Raw genomic sequence first — 24798 nt, 5'->3', positions numbered from 1 at the left:
CAGCGAACACCGGCCGGTGGGAAACACACACCGGCTTGGCGCTGACCGATCAGCGTCGGGCGATACACAGGCGCGTCAACAGCATTCGGCCGCTGACGATGGCGCACGAGGCCCGGGGCGGGCCGCGGGACCCGCCGGGGAGCGCGAGCAACAGCACCGGCAGGACGAGCACCGCCGCGGGCTGCGCGGGCGCGGTCGCCGAGGGGGCGGCGGCCACGGTGCCGGGCAGGGTGGCCTTGTCACAGTGCCACTGTGCCGGCGGGCAATGATCGGCGGCCGGCGCCACCGTTCCGGCCCCGCTCGGCGCGGCCGACACGCTGACGACCGGTTCGTGGGTGTGCCCGTGCGGGCGCAGCAGCATGCAGTCGGCGACCGCCCCGGCCGCGAACAGCATCGCGACCACGAGGGCTCCGAGAACGAACAGGTCGCGCCGGATGTGCGGCACAGCAGCCACCGGCTCTCCCTTCCCGTCACGAATACGATTGGACCAGCGGTCTTTTCGGTCGGATCAGGTGCGTGCGGGCAACCTGATTGACATCCCTCCGAAACAATCTACTATCTCCGTACGTACTTAGTTCGAACCGTGTGAGCGAGTCCACGATCACACTCGAACGCGCGACGGTACCGACGGGAGGCGCGATGACAGGCACGGCCGTCGTCGGCGCGCGGGCCGTCGAGCGGCGATGTCCGGACATGACGCCGGCCCGATCCACGGGCACGAGTTCGACCCGATGTCCGGGCGCCACACTCCTTCGACCGGCCGGTACGGCCCGACGTTCGGCGTCATTCCCGGGCGCGCGCCGGGACGCACGCGATCAGTCGCGCTTGCGGGCCAGTTTGCGCAGCGCGGTGCGCAGCCCTTCCGATTCCTCCGCGCTCATCTGCTCGACGAAGTGCGCGAGCACCAATTCCGAGCGGCCACCGCTACCGAGGGCCTCGCGCATGAGCCGCGCGCTGTATTCCTCACGGGTCAGCGTGGGCCAGTAGTGGTACGCCTTGCCGACCCGCTCGCGTTCGAGCCAGCCCTTGCGATGCAGATTGTCCATGGTGGACATGACCGTGGTGTAGGCGATGTCGCGTTCGGCGGCGAGCCCGTCGAACACCTCGCGCACGGTCGTCTTCTCGGCGCGGTCCCAGATCCGTTCGATCACGACCGCTTCCAGTTCACCGAAGCCTCGCGCTCCCACTTCTCATGTCTCCTCACCTCACGGCGCGCCGGACGCGCACCGTGTGCCAGCCAACTGGCCAGTTGCGTAGTTCCTGATCGTAGGGGTGCGCCGGCACGCACTCGAGCACTTGCCCAGGTGCGTAGGACATACCCGTTCGAGTACGTCCTACGTACGTAGACCGTAATATCGTGCACCCGACCCGCCCGCCGCGCAACTCGGCGACACACGCGCCGCGCAGGGCGTTCGCCGAGGCAGCGGGGCTCGCGCACGCGAGCGCCGGCCGGATCAGTCGGGCAGGCGATGCCCCGCCGCGCGCAGCACGTCCGCGGCCTCGGTGAGCCGCTGTTCGGGAACCAGCACCAGATCCGCGTGATAGGTCGAGGCCACGAACACCGGAATCTGCGACTCGGCCAGCGGGGTGATGAGCGAGGCAAGCATGCCCGGCGTATCGACCGCGTGCCCGCCGTCGCTGTAGAAGCCCTTCCAGCGCTCGGCGTCGATCCACGGCGGGCACTCGCGAATCACGGTGAGCCCCTCGGGCGCTCGCACCAGCGCGATCCACTCGTCGTCTTCGGGGAAGGTCGAATTCGGCAGGTGCTCCACCGCGAACTGCGACGGGACGATGCGCAAACGCTGGGTGCGGGTCATAGCGGCATCGTAATCGCCGCCGCCGCACGGAGATTTAGTAGATGCGACCAAAATTCGGGTGACGGGTGCGACCGATGTCCGTACGGTCACCGGCATGAGCAGTCCCAAATACCTTGCCGCGCAGAACGAGGAGATCGCGGATCGCGGCGGATACCGGACACCGGCGGGGATCGAGGTCGAGATCGCCGCGACGCTGGCGGCCGCCCGCGCGGGCACGGTGTCGTACACCCCGGACGACGCGGTGAACACCACCGCCCGCGGACCGTTCCGCGGGACACCCGAGGTGACCGGCGAGGGCAGCATCGAGGCGGCGCGTCGCCTGGTCGACTCCGGCGGAACCGCCGTCGCGGTACTGAATTTCGCCTCCGCCCGCAATCCCGGCGGCGGCTACCTGCGCGGCGCACGGGCGCAGGAAGAAGACGTGTGCCGCAGCGCGCTGCTGTACCGCACGCTGCTCGAGGCGCCGGATTACTATGCGGCACACCGGGCGTCCACCGACCTGCGCTACAGCCATCGCGTGATCTTCTCGCCGGAGGTCCCGGTGATCCGGGATCGGCACAACGAACTGCTGGCCGCGCCCTTCTCCGTGTCGTTCCTGACCTCACCCGCCCCGAACGCCGGCCAACTGGCCCTGCGCGCGGGAGCACCGGTGCCGGTGCGCGAGGTGCTGATCGAACGCGCCGATCGGGTGCTCGCCATCGCCGCCCGGCACGGGGTGCGCGATCTCGTCCTCGGCGCGTGGGGTTGCGGGGTGTTCGCCAACGACCCGGCCGAGGTGGCCGAGGCGTTCGATCTCGCCCTGCGCAGGCACGGCGCAGGCTTCGAACGGGTGGTCTTCGCGGTGTGGGATCGCAAGGAGAAGTCCGCGAACCGGACCGCGTTCGATGCTCGATTCGGTACGCGCGCAGGATGATCGGATACCACGGGCGGCACGCTCCGCGCAGGTGATCACGAGGATGCGTGAAACCGCCGCATCGCGTATCCGGAGCCACTAGCCTCCGAAACACTCAATTTTCACTTGTTGGGCGCCGGTCCTCCCCACCGGCGCCCGGCCGGACCGGACCCGCTCGGCGCGGCTCCGCCGAAAGGAACCGAACCCATGCGCAATGCCTTGCTGGCCAACGGAATAGCCCTGACCGCCGCGGCCCTGATGGCGGCCGCGGCGCCCGCGTCGGCCACCACCGGAATCATGGACATCGACGCGACCTTCCTGGTCGGGGTCGACATCCAGCCCGGCGTCTACACCACCACCACGGCCGCGACCGTCTGCGCCTGGGCGCGACTGAACGCCATCACCCCGGACGTGACCGCCACCCTCGAGAGCGGCGGCGCGATCAACGGCAAGGTCACCGTGGAGATCAAGTCCACCGACATCGCCTTCTACACCGCGGGCTGCGGTACCTGGACGCTGAAGACCACGACCACCACCGGATCGGGCGGGTCCGGTTCTTTCGGCAGCACCGGCTCGTCCTAGCCGAACCCCGAGCGCTCGCCCGGAACCTTCACCCCTCGGAGGTTCCGGGTGAGCGGCTCCCCCGGCGGTTCGCCGTCAGGCGCGGCCGGCGGGCAGGTGATCGTGCTGGGCGATGAAGGACAGGATGCGGGGAATCACCCGCTCCGGAATCTGGTCCAGCACAGCGTGTCCCATGCCGGGATAGATCTCGGACTCCCCGTGCGGGAGATGCTCGGCGATCCGTTCGGCCGATCGCCGAGGGTCGCATCCCAGTGATTCGCTACCGAAGATCGCCAGTGTCGGCGTGGAAATCGACCGCAGCTCGGCATCGTCGAACACCCGCGGCCAGCCGACCGTGGACCGGTAGCCGATGGCGGTTTTCAGGCAGGCCATGGTCTTGTCGTCGATGCGGCTGCCCGGGGTGAGCCACTCGCTGAGTTTCCGCAGATTCGCGTCCGTCGGGCGGGCGCTGAGCCGGATCACCTTGAACAGCACCCGCAGTTTCATCTTCGTGAAGACGCCGGGTTCGATCAGCGACAGGCTCGCCAGCCGCCGCGAACCGTGCAGGGCGATGATCGATCCGGTCCACGAGCCCTGCGAATATCCCACCACGTGCGCCCGCTCGACACCGAGACCGGCCATGACCTCGTCGAACCACACCGCGAAGTTCCGCTCACCCACCGGCGCGGTCTGTATCGTGCGGCCGGCCGCGCCGATGGTGTCGAGCGCGTAGACGGTGCGATCGCGGGCGAACGCCTCGATGAAGCGGTGCCAGTACAGGCCGTTGCCCGGGAAGGGATGCAGCAGCACTATCGGCGCTCCCGTGCCCGATCCCGAGCGGCGCACGTGGGTCGAGCCGAACCGGGTCGGAATGTCGTAGCGCTCGGCGGGCAGCGGCCAGAGCGCCTCCAGCTCGTCGTACGCGCGGTCGTGCGCCGCGCGCGCCTCGTCGTTATTGAACCGCCCGATCTTGTCCGCCATCGCTCTCCCCTTCATCAACTTTGATGGTACGAACATATCATGTAATTGGTATGGGCATACCATCAAGGTCCGGGAAGCGTCTCCGACCAGGTCAGGAGTCGGTATTTCGGGCCCGGATCAGCCAGCACGCGGCGGCGAAGCGGACCTCGTCGCCGACAACGAACGGCTCGAACGCGGCGCGGACGACGGGGACCACGCGATCCCGGGTCTGCTCGTCCGCCCCGGCCAGGGCGATCCCGACGTGACCCAGCTGCGTGACGTAGCGGGTCAGATCCGTTTCGGCGAAGGAACATTCGGTGTCGATGGGCCGCAGGTCGATGTCGGTCCAGCCGCTCTCGGCCAGGATCTTCCGCACGAAATCCTCGTCGGCGAAACCGAATTGGCCGGGGGCGTTGGGAATGCGGACCGGCAGCCCCGGCAGCAGGGGCGCGGCGGCCCGTTCGGCGGTGGTCATGAACGGGTTCTCCGTGGCGTCGCGCCAGGCGATGCAGCGCAGTTCGCCGCCGGGACGGGTCGCGGCGCGCAGATTCGCGAAGGCCGCGACCGGGTCCGGGAAGAACATGACGCCGAAGCGGGACATCACCATGTCGTAGGCCTCGGGCTCGAAGCCGAAGGTTTGCGCGTCAGCGACCACGAAGGTCGCGGGGCTGTCCGCGGCACTCGCCCGTTCGCGGGCGGCGGCGACCATCTGGTCGGAGATGTCCAGGCCCACGCAGGTGCGTACGCCCGGAATCCGGGTCGCCCCCACCGTCGTGACGCCGGTGCCGCAGCCGACATCGAGCACCCGCTCCCCCGAAACCCCTTCCAGGAGAATCTCTTCGAACGGTTTCAGCACCCGGTCGAGGAGGGCCTGCGAGGTCACCCAGGCGCTGCCCGCGCGTCCGTTCCACCGCTCGTGCTGCCCCTGCTCGTCACTCATCGGCTCGTCTCCCTTGCGTCGGCGTCGGAAATATCGGATGCTTCGAGCGTCTCAGTTCAAGTCGGCTTGAGGTCAAGGTTCCCATGGACATCGACATCGGCGAGGTGGCGCGACGCTCCGGGCTGCCGCCCTCGACCCTGCGGTACTACGAGGAGAAGGGCCTGATCGCCAGCAGTGGCCGCCGGGGTCAGCGCCGCCAGTACGACCCCGCCGTCCTGCCCCGCCTCGCGCTGATCACGCTGGCCGCGAACGGCGGCTTCTCCCTCGACGAGATCGCCCTCATGTTCGGCCCCGACGGCCGGCCCGACATCGATCGCGATCGGCTCATCGCCAAGGCCGACGAACTCGACCGCTCGATCCGCGATCTGACCGCCATGCGCGACGCGCTCCGGCACGCCGCGGCCTGCCCGCATCCCTCGCATCTGGACTGCCCGACCTTCAATCGCCTGCTCGCCACGGCGACGGCACGGTCCCGGCCCTAGTCGCCCAGCCCCAAACTCGCCTGGTACCTGCGCATTCCGCGCAGCCAGCGGTCGTAGTCCGACCCCTTCTGGCGGTACATGTCCAGCACCTGCGGATGCGGCAGGATCAGGAAGTGTTCCTCGGCGACGGCGGCGAGGGTCACCTCGGCGACCGCGTCCGGCTCGAGCACCTCGCCCGCCGCCGTGACCGCCCGCGCGACCGGATGCGCGGCCGCCGCCTCGGGATCCCCCTGGTTCAACAACTCGGTGTTGACACCCATCGGGCACAGGCAACTGACCCGAACGCCCTTGTCCCCGTAGGTGATATGCAGCCACTCCGCGAATCCGACCGCCGCGTGCTTGGTCACCGAGTAGGTCGCCGACCCGATCTGCGTGAGCAGTCCGGCCGCCGACGCGGTGCTGATGAAATACCCTTCGCCCCGCTCGACCCACCCCGGCACCAGCAACCGCGCGGCCCGCACGTGCGCCTGGACGTTGACCCCCAGCGCCCGATCCCACTCCGCGTCGTCCGCGTCCAGCCCCAGCGCCCCGATGATCCCCGCGTTGGCGAAATACATGTCCACCGGCCCGAATTCGCGCTCGGCCAGCGCGATCAACTCCGCGATGCGCGCGCTGTCGGTGACGTCGGCCCCGGCCCCGGCCACCGTCCCCGGGTACTCCGCGTTCACCCGCTCGGTGACCTCTTTCGCCGCGGACTCGTCGATGTCGGCGGCGACGACCCGCGCCCCGCCGGCGGCCAGCGCCCGCACCAGCGCCGCCCCGATCCCCCGCCCCGCACCGGTAACGATGGCCACCTTGCCGGAAACCTGCACGCGCGTATCTCCTCCGCCTTCGGGACAATCCGCCTCGACTATTCCACAGCGCGATGCCCCGGCCTTTGACGACAACGGCCAGATTTCCGGCCTTCGACGACCGGTTCGCCGATGCCACCGACATGGTTCGGCCATGCTTCGAACGCGCCCGGAGGGAAGCGGAGATCATGCTCGCCGTGGGCAGCTCCAGCGGAATCGACGGTGCAGCCACCTGAGCCGTGGCGGCTTCCCGCCGCAGGTCTACGAGTCCTGCGTAAATCTCACCCGGTCCGAGCCTTTCACGACTGATCACGTGCCGTGAGAAAGGCACAGCGCCGGACATCCGTGGATGTCCGGCGCTGCGGGTACTGCCTTGTGTGGCCGGCCCTTACGGCAGCGGACCACCGGCGGCGATCGCCGACAGGGTGGCGAACTCGTCACCCTTCAGGGACGCGCCGCCCACCAGGGCGCCGTCGATGTCGGTCTGGCCGACCAGCTCGCCAACGTTCTTGGCGTTGACCGAACCGCCGTACAGGACGCGAACGCCCGCCGCCACTTCGGGATTCGCCAGTTCGGCGAGCTCCTTGCGGATGGCGCCGCAGACTTCCTGCGCGTCGGCCGGGGTGGCGACCTTACCGGTGCCGATGGCCCAGACCGGCTCGTAGGCGATGACGACCTGGGAGATCTCCTCGGCGGTCAGGCCCTTGAGCGAGCCGCGCAGCTGCTCGAGGTTGTACTCGACGTGCGTGCGCGCCTCGCGGACGCCCAGGCCCTCACCGATGCAGACGATCGGGGTGATGCCGTACTTGAGCGCCTGCTTGGCCTTGGCCAGGACCGTGGCGTCGTCCTCCAGGTGGTACTGGCGACGCTCGGAGTGGCCGACCACGACGAAGGAGCAGCCCAGCTTGGCCAGCATGGAACCGCTGATCTCGCCGGTGTAGGCGCCCTCGTCGTGGGTGGAGACGTCCTGCGCGCCGTAGGTGAGCAGCAGGCGATCGCCCTCGACCAGGGTCTGCACGCTGCGCAGATCGACGAACGGCGGGATCACCGTGACGTCGACCTTCGCGAAGTACTTCTCCGGCAGGGCGAACGCGATCTTCTGCACCAGGGAGATGGCCTCGAGGTGATTGAGGTTCATCTTCCAGTTGCCGGCGATCAGAGGCTTACGTGCCATGAGTCAGTCCTCCAGAACGGAGATGCCGGGAAGTTCCTTGCCCTCCAGGTATTCCAGCGACGCGCCGCCGCCGGTGGAGATGTGCGAGAAACCGTCGTCCGGCAGGCCCAGGGTGCGCACGGCCGCGGCCGAATCGCCGCCGCCGACCACCGTGAACGCGCCCTTGCCGGTGGCCACCGCGATGGCCTCGGCGACGCCGCGGGTGCCCGCGGAGAACTTCTCGAACTCGAACACGCCCATCGGGCCGTTCCAGAACACCGTCTTGGCCTCGGTCAGCAGCGCGCCGAAACGCGCGGTCGACTCGGGACCGATGTCCAGGCCCATCCAGCCGTCCGGAATCTCGTTGGCCGAGACCACCTTCGACTCCGCGTCCGCCGCGAACTTGTCGGCGACAACGATGTCCCGGGGCAGGTGGATGACATCGGCGTACTTCTCGAGCAGACCCTTGCAGGTGTCGATCATCTCTTCCTGCAGCAGCGAGCCGCCGACCGGAAGTCCCTGCGCCGCAAGGAAGGTGAAGCACATGCCGCCGCCGATGACGAGCGTGTCGACCTTGGGCGCGAGCGCCTCGATGACCGCCAGCTTGTCCGAGACCTTCGAGCCGCCGAGCACGACCGCGTACGGGCGCTCCGCGTTCTCGGTCAGCTTCTTCAGCACCTCGGTCTCGGCCGCGACGAGGCCGCCCGCGTAGTGCGGGAGCACCTTGGCCACGTCGTAGACCGACGCCTGCTTGCGGTGCACGACACCGAAACCGTCGGACACGAACGCGCCGTCGTCACCGACCAGCTCGACCAGCGCGTTGGCCAGCTTGGCCCGCTGCGCGTCGTCCTTGCTGGTCTCGCGCGGATCGAAACGGATGTTCTCGAGCAGCAGCACGTCGCCGTCGGTGAGGCCCTCGGACCGCGCGAGCGCGTCCTGGCCCACCACGTCGCCGGCGAGCTGGACGTTGCGGCCCAGCTCCTCGGCCAGGCGCGCCGCCACCGGGGCGAGCGAGAGCTTCGGGTCCGGCTCGCCCTTCGGGCGACCCAGATGCGCCGTCACGACGACCTTGGCGCCGGCTTCCGCGAGCGCCTTGATGGTCGGCGCGGACGCGATGATGCGGCCCGGGTCGGTGATGACACCGTTGTCGAGGGGAACGTTGAGGTCCGAGCGCACGAGCACGCCCCGGCCCTCGACGCCCTCGGTCAGCAGATCCTGGAGAGTCTTGATCGTCATCGGGCTCAGAGCGACTTGCCGACGAGGCCGATGAGGTCGGCGAGGCGGTTGGAGTAGCCCCACTCGTTGTCGTACCAGGAGGCGATCTTGACCTGGTTGTCGATGACCTGGGTCAGCGGCGCGTCGTAGATCGACGAGTGCGGGTCCGTCACGATGTCGGTGGAGACGATCGGATCGGTGTTGTACTTCAGGATGCCCTTGAGCGGGCCGTCGGCGGCGGCCTTCATGGCGGCGTTGATCTCGTCGACGGTCGCGGCCTTCTTCAGCACCACGGTCAGGTCGGTGAGCGAACCGGTCGGAACCGGCACGCGCAGCGCGTAGCCGTTGAGCTTGCCCTGCAGCTCGGGCAGCACCAGGCCGATGGCCTTGGCGGCGCCGGTGCCGGTGGGCACGATGTTCAGCGCGGCGGCGCGGGCGCGACGCAGATCCTTGTGCGGGGCGTCCTGCAGGTTCTGGTCCTGGGTGTACGCGTGCACGGTGGTCATGAGGCCGTGCTCGATACCGAAGGAGTCGTTGAGCACCTTGGCGATCGGGCCCAGGCAGTTGGTGGTGCACGAGGCGTTGGAGATGATGTTCTGCGAGCCGTCGTACTTGTCGTCGTTCACGCCCATCACGATGGTGATGTCCTCGCCGGAGGCCGGGGCGGAGATGATGACCTTCTTCGCGCCGGCGGCCAGGTGGCCCTTCGCCTTGGCGGAATCGGTGAAGATGCCGGTGGACTCGACGACCACGTCGACATTCAGGTCGGCCCACGGCAGGGCGGACGGGCCCTCCTTGATGGCGAGCGCCTTGATGCGCTGCTCCCCGACCACGATGTAGTCACCGTCGACCGAGACGTCCTGCGGCAGCCGACCCAGGATGGAGTCGTACTTCAGCAGTGTCGCCAGGGTCTGGATGTCGGTCAGGTCGTTGACCGCGACAATCTCGATGTCGGTGGTGCCGAGGGCCTTCAGCGCCTCGACGGCCCGGAAGAAGTTACGTCCGATGCGGCCGAAGCCGTTGATCCCTACCCGGACAGTCACGTTATCGCTCCTCAGTTGTGTCGCGGAACTTATTCTGTTGCACCCCTCACCCTAGACCGTCACGCGAACGTAACGGACAGGCCCCTCTCACGGCCGCGGGGCAGCCTGTGAGCAGGTGACACCGCCCGTACTGGGCGGTATGCGGGGGTGCGTGGAAACACCGATGGCACCGCACCTTTGTCGAGGTGCGGCGCCATCAGGTCATTATGTCCGATTTCAGGACACGATCATGCCTCTTCCAACAACTCTGCGGTGACGGCGGATTCGGTATCCGGCACCCCGAGTTCCTTGGCGCGGCGATCGGCCATGGACAGCAGGCGTCGAATACGGCCCGCCACAGCGTCTTTGGTCATCGGCGGATCGGCCAGCTGACCGAGCTCCTCCAGTGACGCCTGACGATGCAGGACCCGCAGTTTGCCGGCGGCGGCCAAATGATCGGGCACGTCGTCGGCCAATATCTCCAGTGCGCGCTCCACGCGGGCGGCGGCGGCTACCGCGGCCCGGGCCGAGCGACGCAGGTTTGCGTCATCGAAATTCGCCAGGCGGTTCGCGGTCGCGCGGACTTCGCGGCGCATGCGCCGTTCCTCCCACGTGAGCCGCGTGTCCTGGGCGCCCATGCGGGTGAGCAGCGCCCCGATGGCCTCGCCATCGCGCACCACCACCCGATCGGTGCCGCGGACCTCGCGCGCTTTGGCCGAGATGCCCATGCGCCGCGCCGCGCCGACCAGAGCGAGAGCGGCCTCCGGTCCGGGGCAGCTCACCTCCAGCGCCGACGATCGGCCCGGCTCGGTGAGCGAGCCGTGCGCGAGAAACGCTCCGCGCCAAGCGGCTTCGGCGTCACCGATGCTGCCGCCGACGACCTGCGCGGGCAGACCCCGCACGGGACGTCCGCGCACATCGAGCAACCCGGTCTGGCGCGCGAGCGCCTCGCCTTCCTTAGATACCCGAACTACGTACCGGGAGGTCTTCCGGAGCCCGCCCGCGCCCAGGACATGCACGTCGGAGCCGTAGCCATACAGCTCGAAGATCTCGCGTCGCAGCCGGCGCGCGATGGAACCCATGTCCACCTCGGCCTCTACGATCACGCGACCACCGACGATGTGCAATCCACCGGCGAACCGCAGTAGCGCGGACAATTCGGCCTTGCGCGAACTCACCTGTGAAATGGTGAGTCGGCTCAGCTCGTCCTTCACTTCCGCTGTCATCGCCACGAGACGCGCTCCTTTCCACCCAACCCGGACCGCACACGTTGGCCCATATGCCGTCCTTCGACTCGAAGCCCTGCTGATTCCGGCCGAGGTTGCCGGATCACCTGATCCAGTGCGGCGGCAAGCTTTCCGGGGTGGTGCCGGTCTGTCCCGGCCTCGGCAACATCAGCGAAGGTTACTCGTGCTCGCAGCTGTTCGGCAGCTCTTGCTACATGTTCGCGTTCCCTACCCTCGGGTACGGAGCCGGAATCGACCAGAACATGGTCGACCGTGAAATCCGGTGCGTGCTGGGACAATACATGCAGGTGCCGCTCAGCGCTGAATCCGGCCGTTTCGCCCGGTTCGGCGGCGAGGTTGAGCACCAGCACCTTCCGAGCCCGCGTGTGCAACAGAGCTTCGTGCAAATCGGGCACGAGCACATGGGGTATCACGCTTGTGAACCAACTTCCCGGCCCCAGCACCACCACGTCGGCATGCTCGATCGCCGAGGTTGATTCGGGGCAGGCGGGTGGGTCGGATGGGATCAATCGGACCCGGCGTACTTTCCCGGGGGTCGTCGCCACCGCGACCTGGCCCCGAATACACCGGCTGACCCGCGGATCTCCCTCCAGCCCGGCCACATCCGCCTCGATGGTCAACGCGATCGGCGACATGGGCAGCACCCGGCCGGTCACCCGCAGGACCCGGCCCACCTCGTCGAGCGCGGCGACCGGATCGCCGAGTTCCTCGGTCAGGCCCGCCAGGATCAGATTGCCCACCGAATGCCCGGCGAGCGCACCGGTTCCGCCGAAGCGGTGCTGCACCGCCCGAGCCCAGATTCCGTCCGATTCTTCTGCCAAGGCGGCTAACGCCATCCGGAGGTCACCGGGCGGCAGCATGCCGAGCTCGGCGCGCAGCCTGCCGGAGGATCCGCCGTCGTCGGCGACCGTCACCACCGCGGTGATCTTGCGGGTCAGCCGGCGCACCGCGGTGAGCGTCGCGTACAGCCCGTGCCCGCCACCCAGCGCGACGATCGCCGGATTCGTTTCTCGCGCAGTCATTCCCGCCCCAAGTCCCGATGGACCACGCGAACCACGTCTTTCGATCCCGGGTTCGCGTCGGTCCCGAGTAGCTCACCCAGGGCCTCCGCTATCGCCACACTGCGGTGTTTACCGCCCGTGCAGCCCACTGCCACGGTCATGTATCGCTTCCCCTCTTGGCGGTAGCCCTCGGTGGTGAGATCGATGAGATGGCGTCCGGTGCCCAGGTAGTCCTGGGCACCCGGCCGCGACAGCACATACTCACTGACCGGGGCATCCTGTCCGGTCTGTTCTCGGAGTTCCGGGACCCAATGCGGATTGGGCAGGAATCGCAAATCCAGAACCATATCGGCGTCCAGTGGTACTCCGTACTTGAAACCGAACGATTGGATTGTCAACTGCAGAGCCGTCGGGCCCGCACCGCCATACGCCTCCTCCAGCTTGCGGTGCAGCTGGTGAATGGACAGCGCGGTGGTATCGATGACCAGGTCCGCCGCGGTCTTCACCGAGGCGAGCCGGTGACGCTCCGCGGCGATGCCGGCGGTCAGGGTGCCATCGGCGCTCTCGCTCTGCAGTGGATGCCGCCGCCGCGCGAATCCGTATCGTCGGATCAGCACATCATCGGAGGCTTCCAGGAACAGGATGCGCGTTCGTACCCCTGCGGCACGCAGTTGTTCGGTGACTGCCGACAAATTTCCGGTGAAGAAGCGACTTCGCACATCCATCACCATGGCCAGCTTGCGAATCGGCGGGTCCGCACCCGCCCCCAGCTCGACCATGCGCCCGATGAGCTCGGGCGGAAGATTGTCGGCCACGTAGTAACCCAGATCCTCCAGCACCTTGGCGGCAGTACCGCGTCCGGCGCCGGATAAACCGGTGACGATAACGACTTCGACCGGAGCGTCGACCCCATCGGGAAGCGATGGTGCACGCCGGGCCACTGTGGACTGTGGATCATCGATGTCGGCCGTACTGCTGCTTTCGACCGCACTATTGCTGGCTTCGACGCGCGTCATGTCCTACCGGGTTCGTTTCTGGGCGTGTCCCTCGATCATCCTGCACCGGCTCCCGTTTGCGCGGCAGGCGCACGCGGGAGCCGAGATACAAGTGTGATTTCTTCTTCCGACCTGCACAGTACGCGTGTCGCGAGTTTTACCCTCGGCGTGTCGGGCAGGTCGGCGAGGGGTAGCTTACGCCTCTCGCCGACCCCGCGACGGCCACCGGAATTATTCGCTGCCGAACGATTGCCCGGCCGGTTCCGAGACCTCGGCACCGGCCGCCGGCGCCTCGCTCGGCGCGTTCTCGGTGCTCAGCGCCGCGAGCACGGCCTTCGCGGTGGCCTTCCCGATCCCCGGAACCTCGGTGATTTGCTCGACCGTCGCCTGCTTGAGTTTGGCAACGGACCCAAAATGGGTGACCAGTGCGGTCTTACGGGTCGCGCCCAGGCCCGGCACCGCGTCCAGCGCCGAGGCCGTCATCCGGCGCGAGCGTTTGCTGCGATGGAAGGTGATGGCGAAGCGGTGCGCCTCGTCGCGCACCCGCTGCAGCAGATACAGCGATTCGCTGGTGCGCGGCATGATCACCGGATCGGGTTCGTTGGGCACCCAGACCTCTTCGAGGCGTTTGGCCAGGCCGATGACGGCGACGTCGGTGATGCCGAGTTCGTCGAGGACCTCGGCGGCGGCGTTGACCTGCGGTGCGCCGCCGTCGACCACGTAGAGGTTGGGCGGATACGCGAATCGGCGTGGTTTGCCGGTCTTGGGATCGATGCCCGGTAAGCCGGGATCCATTGCGTCGGAATCCGGTTCGAGTTCGGCGGCCTCGGCGGCGTCGAGATCGCGGCGCAGTTTGGCGAAGCGGCGGCGGGTGACCTCGGCGATGCTGCCGACGTCGTCGGAGCGGCCGTCCCCGGCGGCCTCCTTGATGCTGTAGTGCCGGTACTCGGACTTGCGCGGCAGCCCGTCCTCGAACACGACCAGCGAGGCGACCACGTCGGTGCCCTGCACGTGGCTGATGTCGACGCACTCGATGCGCAGCGGCGCGCTGTCCAGATCGAGCGCGTCCTGAATGCCCTGCAGCGCGACCGACCGCGCGGTCAGGTCGCCGGCGCGCTTGAGCTTGTGCTGGGCCAGCGCCTCCTTGGCGTTGCGCTGCACGGTCTCGGCCAGCGCCTTCTTGTCCCCGCGCTGGGGCACCCGCAACTGCACGGCCGACCCGCGCAGATCCGAGAGCCACTGCTGGACCTGTTCGGCGTCACTGGGCAGGGCCGGAACCAGCACCTCGCGCGGGACGACCGCGCCGGGCTGCTCGTCGCCGGTCTGCTCGGCCTGGTTGGACTGCTCGCCGTAGAACTGGGTGAGGAACTGTTCGACCAGGGCGGGCAGCTCACCGCCGGTGTCCACGGCGTCGATGGCGTCGCCGGACTTGTCGACCACCCAGCCGCGCTGACCGCGCACCCGGCCGTCGCGGACATGGAAGATCTGCACCGCCACCTCGAGCTCGTCGATGGCGAAGTCGACCACATCGGCGTCGGTGCCGGTGCCGAGCACGACGGCCTGCTTCTCCAGGGCGCGGCGCAGCGCGGCGACATCGTCGCGCAGCCGGGCGGCGGTCTCGAAGTCCAGGTCCTCGGCGGCGGCGACCATGCGCTTCTCGAGCTCCTTGACGAGACGGTCGGTCTTGCCGGAGAGGAAGTCGCAGAAGTCGTCGACGATCTGCCGGTGTTCACCCGCGGTGACCCGGCCCACGCACGGCGCGGAGCACTTGTCGATGTAGCCGAGCAGGCAGGGCCGCCCGATCTGGTTGTGCCGCTTGAAGACTCCCGCCGAGCAGGTGCGCACCGGGAAGACGCGCAGCAGCAGGTCCAGGGTTTCGCGGATGGCCCAGGCGTGCGCGTAGGGACCGAAGTACCGGACGCCCTTCTTGCGCGCGCCGCGGTACACGAAGACGCGGGGGTACTCCTCGTTCAGGCTGACCGCCAGCACGGGGTACGACTTGTCGTCGCGGTAGCGGACGTTGAAGCGCGGATCGAATTCCTTGATCCAGTTGTATTCCAGCTGCAGCGCCTCGACCTCGGTGGACACCACGGTCCACTCGACGCTCGCGGCGGTCGTCACCATCTGCCGGGTGCGCGGGTGCAGCCCGGAGACGTCGGCGAAATACGAGTTCAGCCTGCTGCGCAGGCTTTTCGCCTTGCCGACGTAGATGACCCGCCCGTGCACGTCCCGGAACTTGTAGACGCCGGGTTCAACGGGAATGGTCCCCGGCGCGGGCCGGTACGTCGCGGGATCTGCCACGCCCCCAGGTTAACGAGGCCCTCCGACACGAGCGCCGGGGCCGCCGTCCGCCCGCGACCGGGCGGTCCGACACGAGTGCCGGGCGGGCGCGCGGCGGGCGTCGCGCGCTCACGGGTTCCGGCGACGCGACACCGGCGAAGGAAAAGCGCCACGCCGGGCGATTCATCCGAAACGTCCGCGGCACCGAACGTATCCGCAAGATCACCGAAACGATGGGAGCAGCATCATGATCCGCCTTCGCCGCAGCCGCCGGTCCCTCGCGATCAGCGCCGCCTCCAGCCTGGCCGCCGCGATTCTCGTGGCCGTGTCCGGACCCGCGTCCGCCGCCGAGACCGCGCCGGTGCTCGCCGAGTTCACCGTGCGCACCGCCCAGGCCGCCACCTGCGACGGCGCGCCGGTCACCGCGGAGTTCACCCTCGCCTGAAATGCCCCCGCGGCACCGCCGGAGCCCGCGGGCAAGCCGTCCCGCGACGCGCCACGCCGAGCGACGCATCCGACCAGCCTGCGGCATCGAAGAACCCCGCGAGGTCAGTATTGGACCGACCTGTCACAGGACGATCCGTCCGAATCCGAGGGGAGCAGCATTGATGATTCGTCTCCGCCCGCAGCACCGGTTGCACGCCGTCGCCGCCGCGTTGGGGCTCGGCGCCGCCGCGCTCGTCGGCCCGGCGCTGGCCGTGGTGACGGCGCCGGCCGCGCGGGCGAACCCCCAGCCCTGCCGCATCGACCGCGGCCTGGACACCGCCACCTTCACCTGCCCGGACGACGGCAACTGGTACGCCGCGGTCGTGCGCTGCGCGGGGAGCAGGCAGGTGGGACACGGGGCGCAGTCCCCCACCTACATCGTGGGCGACGCCGTCCGGCCGCTGGTGCCGACCACGATCGAGTGCAACGGCGCGGGCAAGACCGGCGTGGTCCTCGAGACCTGGACCGACGGCCCGTTCTGAGTCACCGCTCGTCGCGTCATCGCTGAGAACAACCGGTAGCTCCGGACTTTCGGGGCAGCCGTGCGGTGCCGGGCGCTGCTGAGCGGTCGGCACCACCACAGCGTTCGGATTCGCGCACGGCGACAACCTGATTCGGCCGTGGGCGCATCCGAGCACCCCTGCCGAGCACGCCTCGGACACGGGTCCGATCCGCCCCGCCCACCACGACCGCCCGATGTCCCGCGCACACGACGATCGCGTTCGATGGGGCTGCTAGGCGCGCACGCGGGTATCCGGTTCGGCCGCGTGCCCGGCGCGCACCTCCCGGTCCAGGGCCGGGGCCAGATCGCCGCGATCGCCCACCTCCACGGTGTCGAGCTCGAGCCAGTCGGCCATCTCGCGCAGCGCGCCGGCGAGTTCACCGGCGATCCGCACGGGGTCGTGGCCGGGTTCGGCGAACGCGCCGGGCACCCGCAGGCGGCCGGTGGCGCGGTCCGCGCGCAGATCGACGCGGCCGACGAGTTCACCGTCGAGCAGGAACGGGAACACGTAATACCCGTGCACCCGTTTGGGTTCGGGGGTGTAGATCTCGATGCGGTAGTGGAAGTCGAAGAGGCGTTCGGTGCGGTCGCGGAAGAAGATCAGTGGATCGAACGGGCACAGCAGCGCGGCGCCGGTGATCCGGCGCGGGGTGCGGGCGTCGGCGTGCAGGTAGGCCGGCTTGTCCCAGCCCCGGACCCGGACCCGGCGCAGCTCCCCCGAATCCAGCAGATCCGCGATGGCGGGTTCGGTCTGTTTGCGGTTGAGCCGGTAGTAGTCGCGCAGGTCGGTTTCGGTGCCGATGCCGTGCGCGATCGCCGCGCGGCGCACCAGCTCGCGAATGGCGTCGGGTTCTTCCACCACGCGGGTGGCGACCTCGGGCGGGAGCACGCGCTCGGTGAGGTCGTAATAGCGCTGGAAGCCCACGCGTTTGGCGACCGAGAGCTCACCGGAGGCGAACAGTTGCTCGCACACGACCTTGGTCTCGCTGTAGTTCCAGCCCCAATGGTCCTTCGAGCGCGGGCGATCGAGTTCCAGGTGCCGTTCCACCGCGCCGGCGGTACTCGGCCCGAATTCGCGCAGGACTCCGAGCACATCGTCGATGAGCGCCGAATCGCGTTCGCCCGCAGTCAATCCGGCCCACCGCCCGTTGCGGTACTTCTCCATGCGCCAGCGCATGAGCGGCCAGTCCGCGACCGGCAGCAGCGCGGCCTCGTGCGCCCAGTACTCCACGAACTGCCGCGGCTTGCGCGCGCTGTGACTCCAGGCGAGGTCGTCCAGCACCGTGCGGTCGTAGGCACCGATGCGGCTGAACACCGGCGCGTAGTGCGCGCGCACCACCGCGGCCACCGAATCGAGCTGGAGCAGTTTGGTGCTGTCGAGCGCTTTGAGCACCGTGCGCCGGGTGGGCGGGGCGCTCGGGCGGGCGGCGGCGAAACCCTGGGCGGCCAGGGCTATGCGACGCGCCGTCGCGACGGTCAGGGTCGGCTCTGGCTCGAGCGAAATCGGCACACTCGCACAATGCCATGCCCCACCGACACCCAATCTCGATACACTCGTGTATCGAACTTCGACAGAACCAGGAAACAGGGATGATCGAGAATCCGGATGTCATCGTCGTCGGCGCCGGTCTGGCCGGCCTCGTCGCCACCCACGAGCTGGTCAAGGCCGGTAAGCGGGTGCTGGTCGTGGATCAGGAGAACCGCGCCAACCTGGGCGGGCAGGCGTTCTGGTCGCTGGGCGGCCTCTTCTTCGTGGACAGTCCGGAGCAGCGCCGCCTCGGCGTGAAGGACTCCCTCGAGCTGGCCATGCAGGACTGGCTCGGCTCGGCCGGTTTCGATCGCGAGGACGAGGACCACTGGGCCCGGCAGTGGGCCCGGGCCTACGTCGAGTTCGCGGCCACCGAGAAGCGGCAGTACCTGCACGATCTCGGCCTGCGGGTCACCCCACTGGTCGGCTGGGCCGAACGCGGCGGCGACACCGCGGACGGGCACGGCAATTCGGTGCCGCGCTTCCACCTGACCTGGGGCACCGGCCCGGAGGTGGTGCGGGTGTTCCTCGAACCCGTGCTGGCCGCCGAACAGCGCGGGCAGGTCGGGTTCGCGTTCCGGCACCGGGTGGACGAGCTGGTGCTCACCGGCGAGGCCGTGACGGGCGTTCGCGGCAGCGTGCTCGAGCCGTCCGACGCCGAGCGCGGGGTGGCCTCGTCCCGGGAAGTGGTGAGCGACTTCGAGATCGGCGCGCGGGCGGTCGTCGTGACCTCCGGCGGCATCGGCCACAACCACGAACTGATCCGGCGCAACTGGCCCGTGGATCGGCTGGGCCCGTGCCCGGAGCACATGATCTCGGGCGTGCCCGCGCACGTGGACGGGCGCATGCTCGGCATCACCGAGGCCGCGGGCGGGCGGATCGTGAACCGGGATCGCATGTGGCACTACACCGAAGGCATTCACAACTGGGATCCGATCTGGCCCGATCACGCCATTCGCATCATTCCGGGACCGTCGTCGCTGTGGTTCGACGCCAACGGCAAGCGCATGGCCGCACCGTGTTTCCCCGGATTCGACACCAATTCCACGATGAAGGCGATTCTTTCGACCGGGTACGACTATTCGTGGTTCATTCTCGACCAGTCGATCATCGAGAAGGAATTCGCGCTCTCGGGCTCGGAGCAGAATCCCGATATCACCGGCAAGGATCTGAAGCTCACGCTCAAGAGCCGCGTGGCCAAGGGCGCGCCCGGACCGGTCGAGGCGTTCAAGAAGCACGGCTCGGATTTCGTTGTGGCCGATACCCTCGCGGAGTTGGTGGCGGGGATGAACAAGATCTCGCGCGGCCCGCACCTGGACCCGGCCGACATCGAGCGTCAGATCGTGGCGCGTGATCGCGACGCCGAACACAAGTTCAGCAAGGACGCCCAGCTGATGGCGATCGGCAACGCGCGCCGCTACCTCGGCGACAAGCTCGGCCGGGTCGCCACCCCGCACAAGATCCTCGATCCCGCGCACGGCCCGCTCATCGCGGTGCGACTGAACATCCTGACCCGAAAGACGTTGGGCGGCCTGCAGACCAACCTGGATTCCCAGGTCATGCGACCCGACGGCACGGCGTTCCCGGGCCTGTACGCCGCGGGTGAGGTCGCCGGATTCGGCGGCGGCGGCGTGCACGGCTACAACGCGCTGGAAGGCACCTTCCTCGGCGGCTGCATCTTCTCCGGCCGCGCGGCCGGTAAGGCGCTGGGCCGCACGCTGAAGTAACGAAAGTCGCTCCGCCGCCCGGCTGTTCGTCCGGGCGGCGGCACGCGAACGGGACGGTCAGCGACTCTCGGCCGTGCGCTGAACATCCGGGGAGACGGCACAGAACCAGCGGTAGCAGTCCTTGCGCAGCAGCAGCGCCAGCACCACGCCGGAGGCCATCACGCCCAGCAGGATCGTGAAAGGCCCCACCCCCGTGGGCATATCGGCCGAGACCAGGCGGAAGACGCCCAGAAACGCCTGCAGGCTGGCCAAACCCAGCGTGCCGACCCAGACCCACGGCGAGCGCAGGCCGAAAAGCAGTGCCGCCCCGCCGGTTACCCAGGCGGCGAAGAAGTGCCCCGCGCTGCCGAGCACGGACTCGAACCCGCTGGTCAGCGCCACCAGACCGTGTACGAGCGCCAAACCCGCTGCGGCGTAAGCCGCGTACTGGGTTTCCCGCACCTTCGCGGGCAGCGCGATCTCGGAACCATCACGACGAAGAACACGAACGATGTTGGTGAAACGCTCCGAAATCGAAGCCGGAACACCGCTTCCCGCAGCTGTCGGCGAGATGTCCATCTCATCGACCACAGCCGTATGCGTACTCACAGCACTCCTCGTCGAGTAACCCCTGTTCGTGCGCCCCCTGCGAACGCACAGGGCCTGACGCTAACCAAACGTTCGGATACTCGACAATCGAGTTCGGGAAGTTATGACCATGGCCACAGCGCATAGCGCGAGTGGTTCAAACGTGATCTCGAACACATAACGGCCGCACACGATGTGCGTGTGCGGCCGTTGTAAGCGCAGGTCTCCCGGCAATTCTCCAGTGTAGCGCCGGAAGCCGAAAACTACTTGTCGTCCATGGGAATCGGCGGAATCACCGGAAATTCCCCGGTGTATCCGGCCCGCTCGGCGGCGATGGCGAGCACCCGCTTCTCGGCGAACTTCCACCCGATCAGCAGGGCGGGCACGATGATCAGCAGGCTCGACACCGTCCAGGTGCCCACCGGGCGATCGAACGCCATGAGCACCAGCACCACGAACAGGAAAACCAGCGTGGCGATGCCGGTGTAGGGCGCGCCGATCATGCGGAACGCGGGACGCTCGGCGCGGCCGTCGCGCGACCAGTACCAGAGCTTGAGCTGGCACAGCACGATCGTGGCCCAGGAGGCCAGAATGCCCAGCGAGGCGACGTTCAGCACGATCTCGAACGCCTCGTCCGGCACCACGTAGTTCAGCCAGATGCCGGCCAGGGCGATGACGCTGGTCAGCAGGATTCCGCCATAGGGCACACCGGCTTTGGACATGCGCGAGGTGAAGTGGGGCGCGCTGCCGTTCATCGCCATCGAGCGCAGGATGCGGCCGGTGGAGTAGAGCCCGGCGTTCAGGCTGGACAGCGCGGCGGTGAGCACCACGAAGTTCATGATCGAGCCCATGTTCGCGACGCCGACCTTGCTGAAGAAGGTGACGAACGGGCTCTCGCCGGCCTTGTAGTCGGTGTAGGGCAGCAGCAGCGCCAGCAGCACGATCGAACCGCAGTAGAACACCGCGATGCGCACGATGACCGAGTTGATGGCGCGCGGCATAATCTTGGCCGGATTCTCGGTCTCGCCCGCGGCGATGCCGACCATTTCGACTGCGGCGTAGGCGAAGATGACGCCGGAGGTGACGGTGACGAGCGGGAGCACACCGGTCGGGAACCACCCGCCCGCGTCGCTCACCATGCCGAGGCCGGTGGGCTGTCCGTCGACGTCGAATCGTCCGGCCAGGAAGATCGTGCCGACCACGAGGAAGGTCACCAGGGCGGCCACCTTGATCATGGCGGCCCAGAATTCCATTTCGCCGAACCATTTCACCGAGACCAGGTTGACGCCCAGCACGATGAGCAGCGCGCCCAGCGCCAGAATCCATTGGGCCACCGGTTCGAACGGTCCCCAATAGTGCAGATAGGTGGCCACCGCCGTGGTGTCGACGATGCCGGTCATGGACCAGTTGAGGAAGTACATCCAGCCGGCGACGAATGCCGCCTTCTCCCCGAAGAATTCGCGCGCGTAGGAGACGAACGATCCCGAAGACGGGCGGTGCAATACCAATTCGCCGAGCGCGCGCAGAATGAAGAAGACGAAGATTCCGCAGATCAGGTACACCAGGAACAGCGCCGGTCCGGCGTCGCGCAGGCGCCCGCCCGCGCCGAGGAACAGGCCGGTGCCGATGGCGCCGCCGATGGCGATCATCTGCAACTGACGGGGCTTGAGGGCCTTGTGATAGCCGCTGTCCTCAGCTGTGAGGTTGGTGGCCTTCGTCCGGATCTCGGTCATTCGCCGGTTAACCCTCCGCAATCGTGTATCGAGGCGGTCCGAGAGTACCTTGCGATTTGCCGTGGATCACATCGCCGCTCCGAGCTGGGTGGACATCGGAGGTTATAACCGGACATAACCAGCGGAAATGCATATTCTTTGGGTTAGCCGAACCGATGCCGAAACACGGCTTATCACCCGGAATGGCGGTATCCGGACATCCCTGGCATCGCCTCGCCCAATCTCCGATCTCGGACGCCGGGCGGGGCTAGAGTCCGACCATGAAGCGCGTGCGACGGCCTTTCTGGAGCGGCGCGAGCGCCGCTGTCCTGCTGCTCCTCGGTATGGCGACAGCCTGTTCCACCGAATCGGAACAGGCGCGATCCTGTACCACCTCCCCCAACGGCGTGCCGATCAGCGTGCGCGCGAGTACCACCGGCGGCCCGACCACCACCAATCTGAGCCTGCGGCCCGAGATCGCCAGCGGCTACCGCACCGGCATGAAACCGGTGCGCACCAACACTTTCGCGGTCTCGACCGCCAATCCGATCGCCACCGAGGCGGCCTGCCGGGTACTGCGTGACGGTGGCACCGCGGCCGACGCGCTCATCGTGGCGCAGACGGTGCTCGGCCTGGTGGAACCCCAGGCGTCGGGTATCGGCGGCGGGGCCTTCCTGCTGTACTACGACGCGGCGGGCAAGACCCTCGAGGCCTACGACGGCCGCGAGACGGCCCCCGCAGCGGCGACCCCGGACTACCTGCGCTGGATCAGCGACACCGATCGCACAGCGCCGCAACCGAACGCGCGCGCCAGCGGACGCTCCATCGGCGTCCCCGGGGTACTGCGCCTGCTCGAGACCGCACACCGCGAGCACGGCCGCCAGGTGTGGGGCGATCTGTTCGGACCGGCCGTGGCGCTGGCGGATCAGGGCTTCGAGATCAGCCCGCGCCTCGCGGGCCAGATCGCCGAATCCGCAACGGATCTCGCCCGCGACGAGAACGCGCGCGCCTACTTCCTGCAACCGGACGGCAGCGCCAAGACCGAGGGCACGACGCTGACCAACCCGGCGTACGGCAAGACCCTGGCCGCGCTGGCCGTGGACGGCGCGAACGCCTTCTACACCGGGGCGCTGGCCGCAGACATCGTCGAGGCCGTCGCCGACACCTCCGGCGGGCGGACGCCGGGACTGCTGTCCGCGGCGGACCTTTCGTCGTACCAGGTGAAGAAGCGGACCGTGCTGTGCGCGCCGTATCGCACGCACGAGGTGTGCGGCATGCCCAACCCGTCCTCGGGCGGCATCACGGTGGCGGCCACGCTCGGCATCCTGTCGAACTTCGACCTGGGCTCGATGCGGCCGGAGAACACCGGCGGCGACAACGACGCCGCACGCAACGGCGGCAAGCCCACCGCCGAGGCCGTACACCTGATCTCCGAGGCCGAACGGCTCGCCTACGCCGACCGCGACAAGTACATCGCCGACTCGGATTTCATTCCGCTGCCCGGCAATTCGCCCCAGACCCTGCTGAATCCGGACTACCTGAAGCAGCGCGCGGCGCTGATCGACCCCACCCGCAGCATGGGCACCGCCCAGCCCGGTGACTTCGGGCCGGTGCCGCTCGGGGTGGGCCCGCAGCCGCCCGAGCACGGCACCAGCCACATCTCGATCATCGACAGCTACGGCAACGCCGCGGCCATGACGACCACGGTGGAATCGGCCTTCGGCTCCTTCCACCTGGTGGACGGTTTCGTGCTGAACAATCAGCTCACCGACTTCGCCGCCGATCCGCTCGGCAAAGACGGTGTGCCCGTGGCCAATCGGCTCGACCCGGGTAAGCGGCCGCGCAGCTCCATGAGCCCGACCCTGGTCTTCGATCGCGCCCCCGACGGCTCACGCGGCGCCCTCACCCACGTCACCGGCTCCCCCGGCGGTTCGGTGATCATCCAGTTCGTGGTGAAGACACTGGTGGGCATGCTCGATTGGGGCCTGGACCCGCAGCAGGCGGTGTCCGCGGTCTCCTTCGGAGCGGCCAACTCCCCCACGACGAACGTGGGCGGTGAGCATCCGGCGATCGATCCCGCGAACAACGGCGACAACGACCCGCTGGTGCGGCGGCTACGCGAACTGGGACACCAGGTTTCGGTGGCGCCGCAGTCGAGCGGGCTGTCCACGCTGATAGTCGATGGGGACGACCTGATCGGCGGCGCGGACCCCCGCCGCGAGGGAGCCGTACTCGGCGACACCCGCTGACCCCGCCACTGAACGCCGACGCCCGCCACCGAACGGTGGCGGGCGTCGTGGTCCGTTCGAGCGACGGGTCAGCGCGGCGGCCAGCGGCTCAGCTCTGGTTCTCGCCGGAGTACTTCGCGCCCAGTTCGCGGAAGCGGTCCATGGCCTCGGCCGCGCGCAGTTTGTCGTTGGTGCGGATGGCCAGCAGGGGCACGTACTCGTCGTGCACCAGTTCCAGTCGCGCCCAGGACTTCTTGTCGGGGAAGGACAGGCCGCGGATATCGGGCCAGGCGAACTCGTTCTCGCCGAAGATGTTGCGCACCTCCACCCCGCGCCGGCCGACCCGCACCCGGGGCCGGGTGAGCAGCAGCACCGCGCCGCCGAGGATGAAGCCGAAGACCGCGAGCCCGATCTGATCGGAGACCTGGAAGGTGACCCCGGTCGAGCCGCGGCGCAGGAAAACGCCCATCACGGTGAAGAACACCGCCAGGAACACCGCGACGATCCAGGCGGTGCGCACCGAGCGATGCGGGCGCACGACCAGATCCCACTCCGGGTCCTCGGCGTCGGTGGTTGTCGATGTCGATTCTGACGCAGGCACTTCGGCCGCACCGTCCTTCGATTGCGCGGCGGGCTCGCGGGGCGGTTCCTCCGAACCGCCGTCGCGCTTCCAGATCCGGACGACAGGCATT

24 protein-coding genes are annotated in these 24798 nt (G+C 68.4%); 7 read left to right on the top strand and 17 right to left on the bottom strand.

The annotated features are described in order from the left end of the window. Positions 1 to 49 precede the first annotated feature (49 nt). The 3 genes from lpqS to ACWIGI_RS15250 form a co-directional block, all read right to left on the bottom strand. Entirely contained in the window at positions 50 to 454 is a 405-nt protein-coding gene (lpqS, locus tag ACWIGI_RS15260; protein ID WP_454202993.1) for a putative copper homeostasis (lipo)protein LpqS, read from the bottom strand. Positions 455 to 815: 361 nt separating this feature from the next. Next, entirely contained in the window at positions 816 to 1187 is a 372-nt protein-coding gene (locus ACWIGI_RS15255; protein ID WP_354986408.1) for a BlaI/MecI/CopY family transcriptional regulator, read from the bottom strand. A 267-nt stretch (positions 1188 to 1454) separates the two neighbouring features. Continuing rightward, positions 1455 to 1817 (bottom strand): ACT domain-containing protein, encoded by a 363-nt coding sequence (locus ACWIGI_RS15250; protein ID WP_454202992.1) that lies wholly within the window; start codon positions 1815 to 1817, stop codon positions 1455 to 1457. Positions 1818 to 1911: 94 nt separating this feature from the next. On the opposite strand from ACWIGI_RS15250, the gene ACWIGI_RS15245 reads away from it, so the two are divergent. Both ACWIGI_RS15245 and ACWIGI_RS15240 read left to right on the top strand, forming a co-directional pair. After that, positions 1912 to 2730: a TIGR02452 family protein gene (locus ACWIGI_RS15245; protein ID WP_454202991.1), complete on the top strand. Its 819-nt coding sequence runs from the start codon at positions 1912 to 1914 to the stop codon at positions 2728 to 2730. A gap of 186 nt (positions 2731 to 2916) precedes the next feature. Beyond that, positions 2917 to 3291: a hypothetical protein gene (locus ACWIGI_RS15240; protein ID WP_454202990.1), complete on the top strand. Its 375-nt coding sequence runs from the start codon at positions 2917 to 2919 to the stop codon at positions 3289 to 3291. A 75-nt stretch (positions 3292 to 3366) separates the two neighbouring features. On the opposite strand, the gene ACWIGI_RS15235 is transcribed toward ACWIGI_RS15240, so the two are convergent. Together ACWIGI_RS15235 and ACWIGI_RS15230 are read right to left on the bottom strand one after the other, a co-directional pair. After that, positions 3367 to 4266 (bottom strand): alpha/beta fold hydrolase, encoded by a 900-nt coding sequence (locus ACWIGI_RS15235; RefSeq protein WP_454202989.1) that lies wholly within the window; start codon positions 4264 to 4266, stop codon positions 3367 to 3369. A 76-nt stretch (positions 4267 to 4342) separates the two neighbouring features. Next, complete coding sequence (locus ACWIGI_RS15230; RefSeq protein WP_454202988.1) at positions 4343 to 5170, bottom strand: class I SAM-dependent methyltransferase; 828 nt, start codon at positions 5168 to 5170, stop codon at positions 4343 to 4345. Positions 5171 to 5253: 83 nt separating this feature from the next. Between ACWIGI_RS15230 and ACWIGI_RS15225 the strand changes: the two genes are divergently transcribed. After that, on the top strand, positions 5254 to 5652 hold the full coding sequence (locus ACWIGI_RS15225) for a helix-turn-helix domain-containing protein (protein WP_454202987.1): 399 nt from the start codon (positions 5254 to 5256) through the stop codon (positions 5650 to 5652). Here ACWIGI_RS15225 and ACWIGI_RS15220 read toward each other — a convergent pair. From ACWIGI_RS15220 to uvrC, 8 genes are all read right to left on the bottom strand, one after another. Beyond that, positions 5649 to 6464, bottom strand: coding sequence for an SDR family oxidoreductase (locus ACWIGI_RS15220; RefSeq protein ID WP_454202986.1), 816 nt, complete (start codon positions 6462 to 6464; stop codon positions 5649 to 5651). The two genes, ACWIGI_RS15225 and ACWIGI_RS15220, sit on opposite strands and share 4 nt — an antisense overlap. A 367-nt stretch (positions 6465 to 6831) precedes the next feature. Continuing rightward, a complete protein-coding gene (gene tpiA, locus ACWIGI_RS15215; RefSeq protein WP_454202985.1) occupies positions 6832 to 7617 on the bottom strand; it encodes a triose-phosphate isomerase in 786 nt (261 codons plus the stop codon). 3 nt (positions 7618 to 7620) lie between these two features. Continuing rightward, entirely contained in the window at positions 7621 to 8832 is a 1212-nt protein-coding gene (locus tag ACWIGI_RS15210) for a phosphoglycerate kinase (protein ID WP_454202984.1), read from the bottom strand. A 5-nt stretch (positions 8833 to 8837) separates the two neighbouring features. Next, positions 8838 to 9854 (bottom strand): type I glyceraldehyde-3-phosphate dehydrogenase, encoded by a 1017-nt coding sequence (gene gap / locus ACWIGI_RS15205; RefSeq protein ID WP_454202983.1) that lies wholly within the window; start codon positions 9852 to 9854, stop codon positions 8838 to 8840. A 227-nt stretch (positions 9855 to 10081) separates the two neighbouring features. Then, a complete protein-coding gene (gene whiA / locus ACWIGI_RS15200; protein WP_067564519.1) occupies positions 10082 to 11065 on the bottom strand; it encodes a DNA-binding protein WhiA in 984 nt (327 codons plus the stop codon). Next, a complete protein-coding gene (locus ACWIGI_RS15195) occupies positions 11056 to 12102 on the bottom strand; it encodes a gluconeogenesis factor YvcK family protein (RefSeq protein WP_454202982.1) in 1047 nt (348 codons plus the stop codon). The genes whiA and ACWIGI_RS15195 overlap by 10 nt, the downstream gene beginning before the upstream one ends. Continuing rightward, positions 12099 to 13097 (bottom strand): RNase adapter RapZ, encoded by a 999-nt coding sequence (gene rapZ / locus ACWIGI_RS15190; RefSeq protein ID WP_454202981.1) that lies wholly within the window; start codon positions 13095 to 13097, stop codon positions 12099 to 12101. Before rapZ ends, ACWIGI_RS15195 begins: the two co-directional genes overlap by 4 nt. A gap of 210 nt (positions 13098 to 13307) precedes the next feature. Next, positions 13308 to 15377, bottom strand: coding sequence for an excinuclease ABC subunit UvrC (gene uvrC, locus ACWIGI_RS15185; RefSeq protein ID WP_454202980.1), 2070 nt, complete (start codon positions 15375 to 15377; stop codon positions 13308 to 13310). 226 nt (positions 15378 to 15603) lie between these two features. Here uvrC and ACWIGI_RS15180 point away from each other — a divergent pair, with 226 nt between their 5' ends. Beyond that, a complete protein-coding gene (locus tag ACWIGI_RS15180) occupies positions 15604 to 15801 on the top strand; it encodes a hypothetical protein (protein WP_454202979.1) in 198 nt (65 codons plus the stop codon). A 163-nt stretch (positions 15802 to 15964) separates the two neighbouring features. Next, positions 15965 to 16324: a hypothetical protein gene (locus ACWIGI_RS15175; RefSeq protein ID WP_454202978.1), complete on the top strand. Its 360-nt coding sequence runs from the start codon at positions 15965 to 15967 to the stop codon at positions 16322 to 16324. A 252-nt stretch (positions 16325 to 16576) separates the two neighbouring features. On the opposite strand, the gene ACWIGI_RS15170 is transcribed toward ACWIGI_RS15175, so the two are convergent. Next, the gene (locus ACWIGI_RS15170) at positions 16577 to 17854 is read right to left on the bottom strand and encodes a winged helix-turn-helix domain-containing protein (protein ID WP_454202977.1); all 1278 of its coding nucleotides are present in this window, start codon (positions 17852 to 17854) and stop codon (positions 16577 to 16579) included. Positions 17855 to 17934: 80 nt separating this feature from the next. Between ACWIGI_RS15170 and ACWIGI_RS15165 the strand changes: the two genes are divergently transcribed. Next, on the top strand, positions 17935 to 19599 hold the full coding sequence (locus tag ACWIGI_RS15165; protein WP_454202976.1) for an FAD-binding dehydrogenase: 1665 nt from the start codon (positions 17935 to 17937) through the stop codon (positions 19597 to 19599). A 57-nt stretch (positions 19600 to 19656) separates the two neighbouring features. Here ACWIGI_RS15165 and ACWIGI_RS15160 read toward each other — a convergent pair whose 3' ends face one another. Together ACWIGI_RS15160 and ACWIGI_RS15155 are read right to left on the bottom strand one after the other, a co-directional pair. Then, the gene (locus tag ACWIGI_RS15160) at positions 19657 to 20187 is read right to left on the bottom strand and encodes a hypothetical protein (protein ID WP_454202975.1); all 531 of its coding nucleotides are present in this window, start codon (positions 20185 to 20187) and stop codon (positions 19657 to 19659) included. Positions 20188 to 20429: 242 nt separating this feature from the next. Further along, positions 20430 to 21899: an amino acid permease gene (locus tag ACWIGI_RS15155; protein ID WP_454202974.1), complete on the bottom strand. Its 1470-nt coding sequence runs from the start codon at positions 21897 to 21899 to the stop codon at positions 20430 to 20432. Between the two features lie 260 nt (positions 21900 to 22159). Between ACWIGI_RS15155 and ACWIGI_RS15150 the strand changes: the two genes are divergently transcribed. Further along, the gene (locus ACWIGI_RS15150; protein WP_454202973.1) at positions 22160 to 24127 is read left to right on the top strand and encodes a gamma-glutamyltransferase family protein; all 1968 of its coding nucleotides are present in this window, start codon (positions 22160 to 22162) and stop codon (positions 24125 to 24127) included. An 88-nt stretch (positions 24128 to 24215) separates the two neighbouring features. On the opposite strand, the gene ACWIGI_RS15145 is transcribed toward ACWIGI_RS15150, so the two are convergent. Further along, a complete protein-coding gene (locus ACWIGI_RS15145) occupies positions 24216 to 24797 on the bottom strand; it encodes a PH domain-containing protein (protein ID WP_454202972.1) in 582 nt (193 codons plus the stop codon). Position 24798 lies beyond the last annotated feature (1 nt).

This window comes from Nocardia sp. NPDC055321, from assembly GCF_053645575.1.
This window is presented reverse-complemented; position numbering and strand designations above follow the sequence as displayed.

What these genes read in the sequence shown, in the direction of transcription:
- ACWIGI_RS15195 (WP_454202982.1), bottom strand. Translation starts at nt 12,102, where the DNA reads ATGACTGCGCGAGAAACGAATCCGGCGATCGTCGCGCTGGGTGGCGGG.
- ACWIGI_RS15230 (WP_454202988.1), bottom strand. Translation starts at nt 5,170, where the DNA reads ATGAGTGACGAGCAGGGGCAGCACGAGCGGTGGAACGGACGCGCGGGC.
- ACWIGI_RS15155 (WP_454202974.1), bottom strand. Translation starts at nt 21,899, where the DNA reads ATGACCGAGATCCGGACGAAGGCCACCAACCTCACAGCTGAGGACAGC.
- ACWIGI_RS15175 (WP_454202978.1), top strand. Translation starts at nt 15,965, where the DNA reads ATGATTCGTCTCCGCCCGCAGCACCGGTTGCACGCCGTCGCCGCCGCG.
- rapZ (WP_454202981.1), bottom strand. Translation starts at nt 13,097, where the DNA reads ATGACGCGCGTCGAAGCCAGCAATAGTGCGGTCGAAAGCAGCAGTACG.
- ACWIGI_RS15225 (WP_454202987.1), top strand. Translation starts at nt 5,254, where the DNA reads ATGGACATCGACATCGGCGAGGTGGCGCGACGCTCCGGGCTGCCGCCC.
- ACWIGI_RS15240 (WP_454202990.1), top strand. Translation starts at nt 2,917, where the DNA reads ATGCGCAATGCCTTGCTGGCCAACGGAATAGCCCTGACCGCCGCGGCC.
- ACWIGI_RS15250 (WP_454202992.1), bottom strand. Translation starts at nt 1,817, where the DNA reads ATGACCCGCACCCAGCGTTTGCGCATCGTCCCGTCGCAGTTCGCGGTG.
- ACWIGI_RS15145 (WP_454202972.1), bottom strand. Translation starts at nt 24,797, where the DNA reads ATGCCTGTCGTCCGGATCTGGAAGCGCGACGGCGGTTCGGAGGAACCG.
- ACWIGI_RS15165 (WP_454202976.1), top strand. Translation starts at nt 17,935, where the DNA reads ATGATCGAGAATCCGGATGTCATCGTCGTCGGCGCCGGTCTGGCCGGC.
- ACWIGI_RS15235 (WP_454202989.1), bottom strand. Translation starts at nt 4,266, where the DNA reads ATGAAGGGGAGAGCGATGGCGGACAAGATCGGGCGGTTCAATAACGAC.
- tpiA (WP_454202985.1), bottom strand. Translation starts at nt 7,617, where the DNA reads ATGGCACGTAAGCCTCTGATCGCCGGCAACTGGAAGATGAACCTCAAT.
- ACWIGI_RS15210 (WP_454202984.1), bottom strand. Translation starts at nt 8,832, where the DNA reads ATGACGATCAAGACTCTCCAGGATCTGCTGACCGAGGGCGTCGAGGGC.
- ACWIGI_RS15180 (WP_454202979.1), top strand. Translation starts at nt 15,604, where the DNA reads ATGATCCGCCTTCGCCGCAGCCGCCGGTCCCTCGCGATCAGCGCCGCC.
- ACWIGI_RS15245 (WP_454202991.1), top strand. Translation starts at nt 1,912, where the DNA reads ATGAGCAGTCCCAAATACCTTGCCGCGCAGAACGAGGAGATCGCGGAT.
- ACWIGI_RS15150 (WP_454202973.1), top strand. Translation starts at nt 22,160, where the DNA reads ATGAAGCGCGTGCGACGGCCTTTCTGGAGCGGCGCGAGCGCCGCTGTC.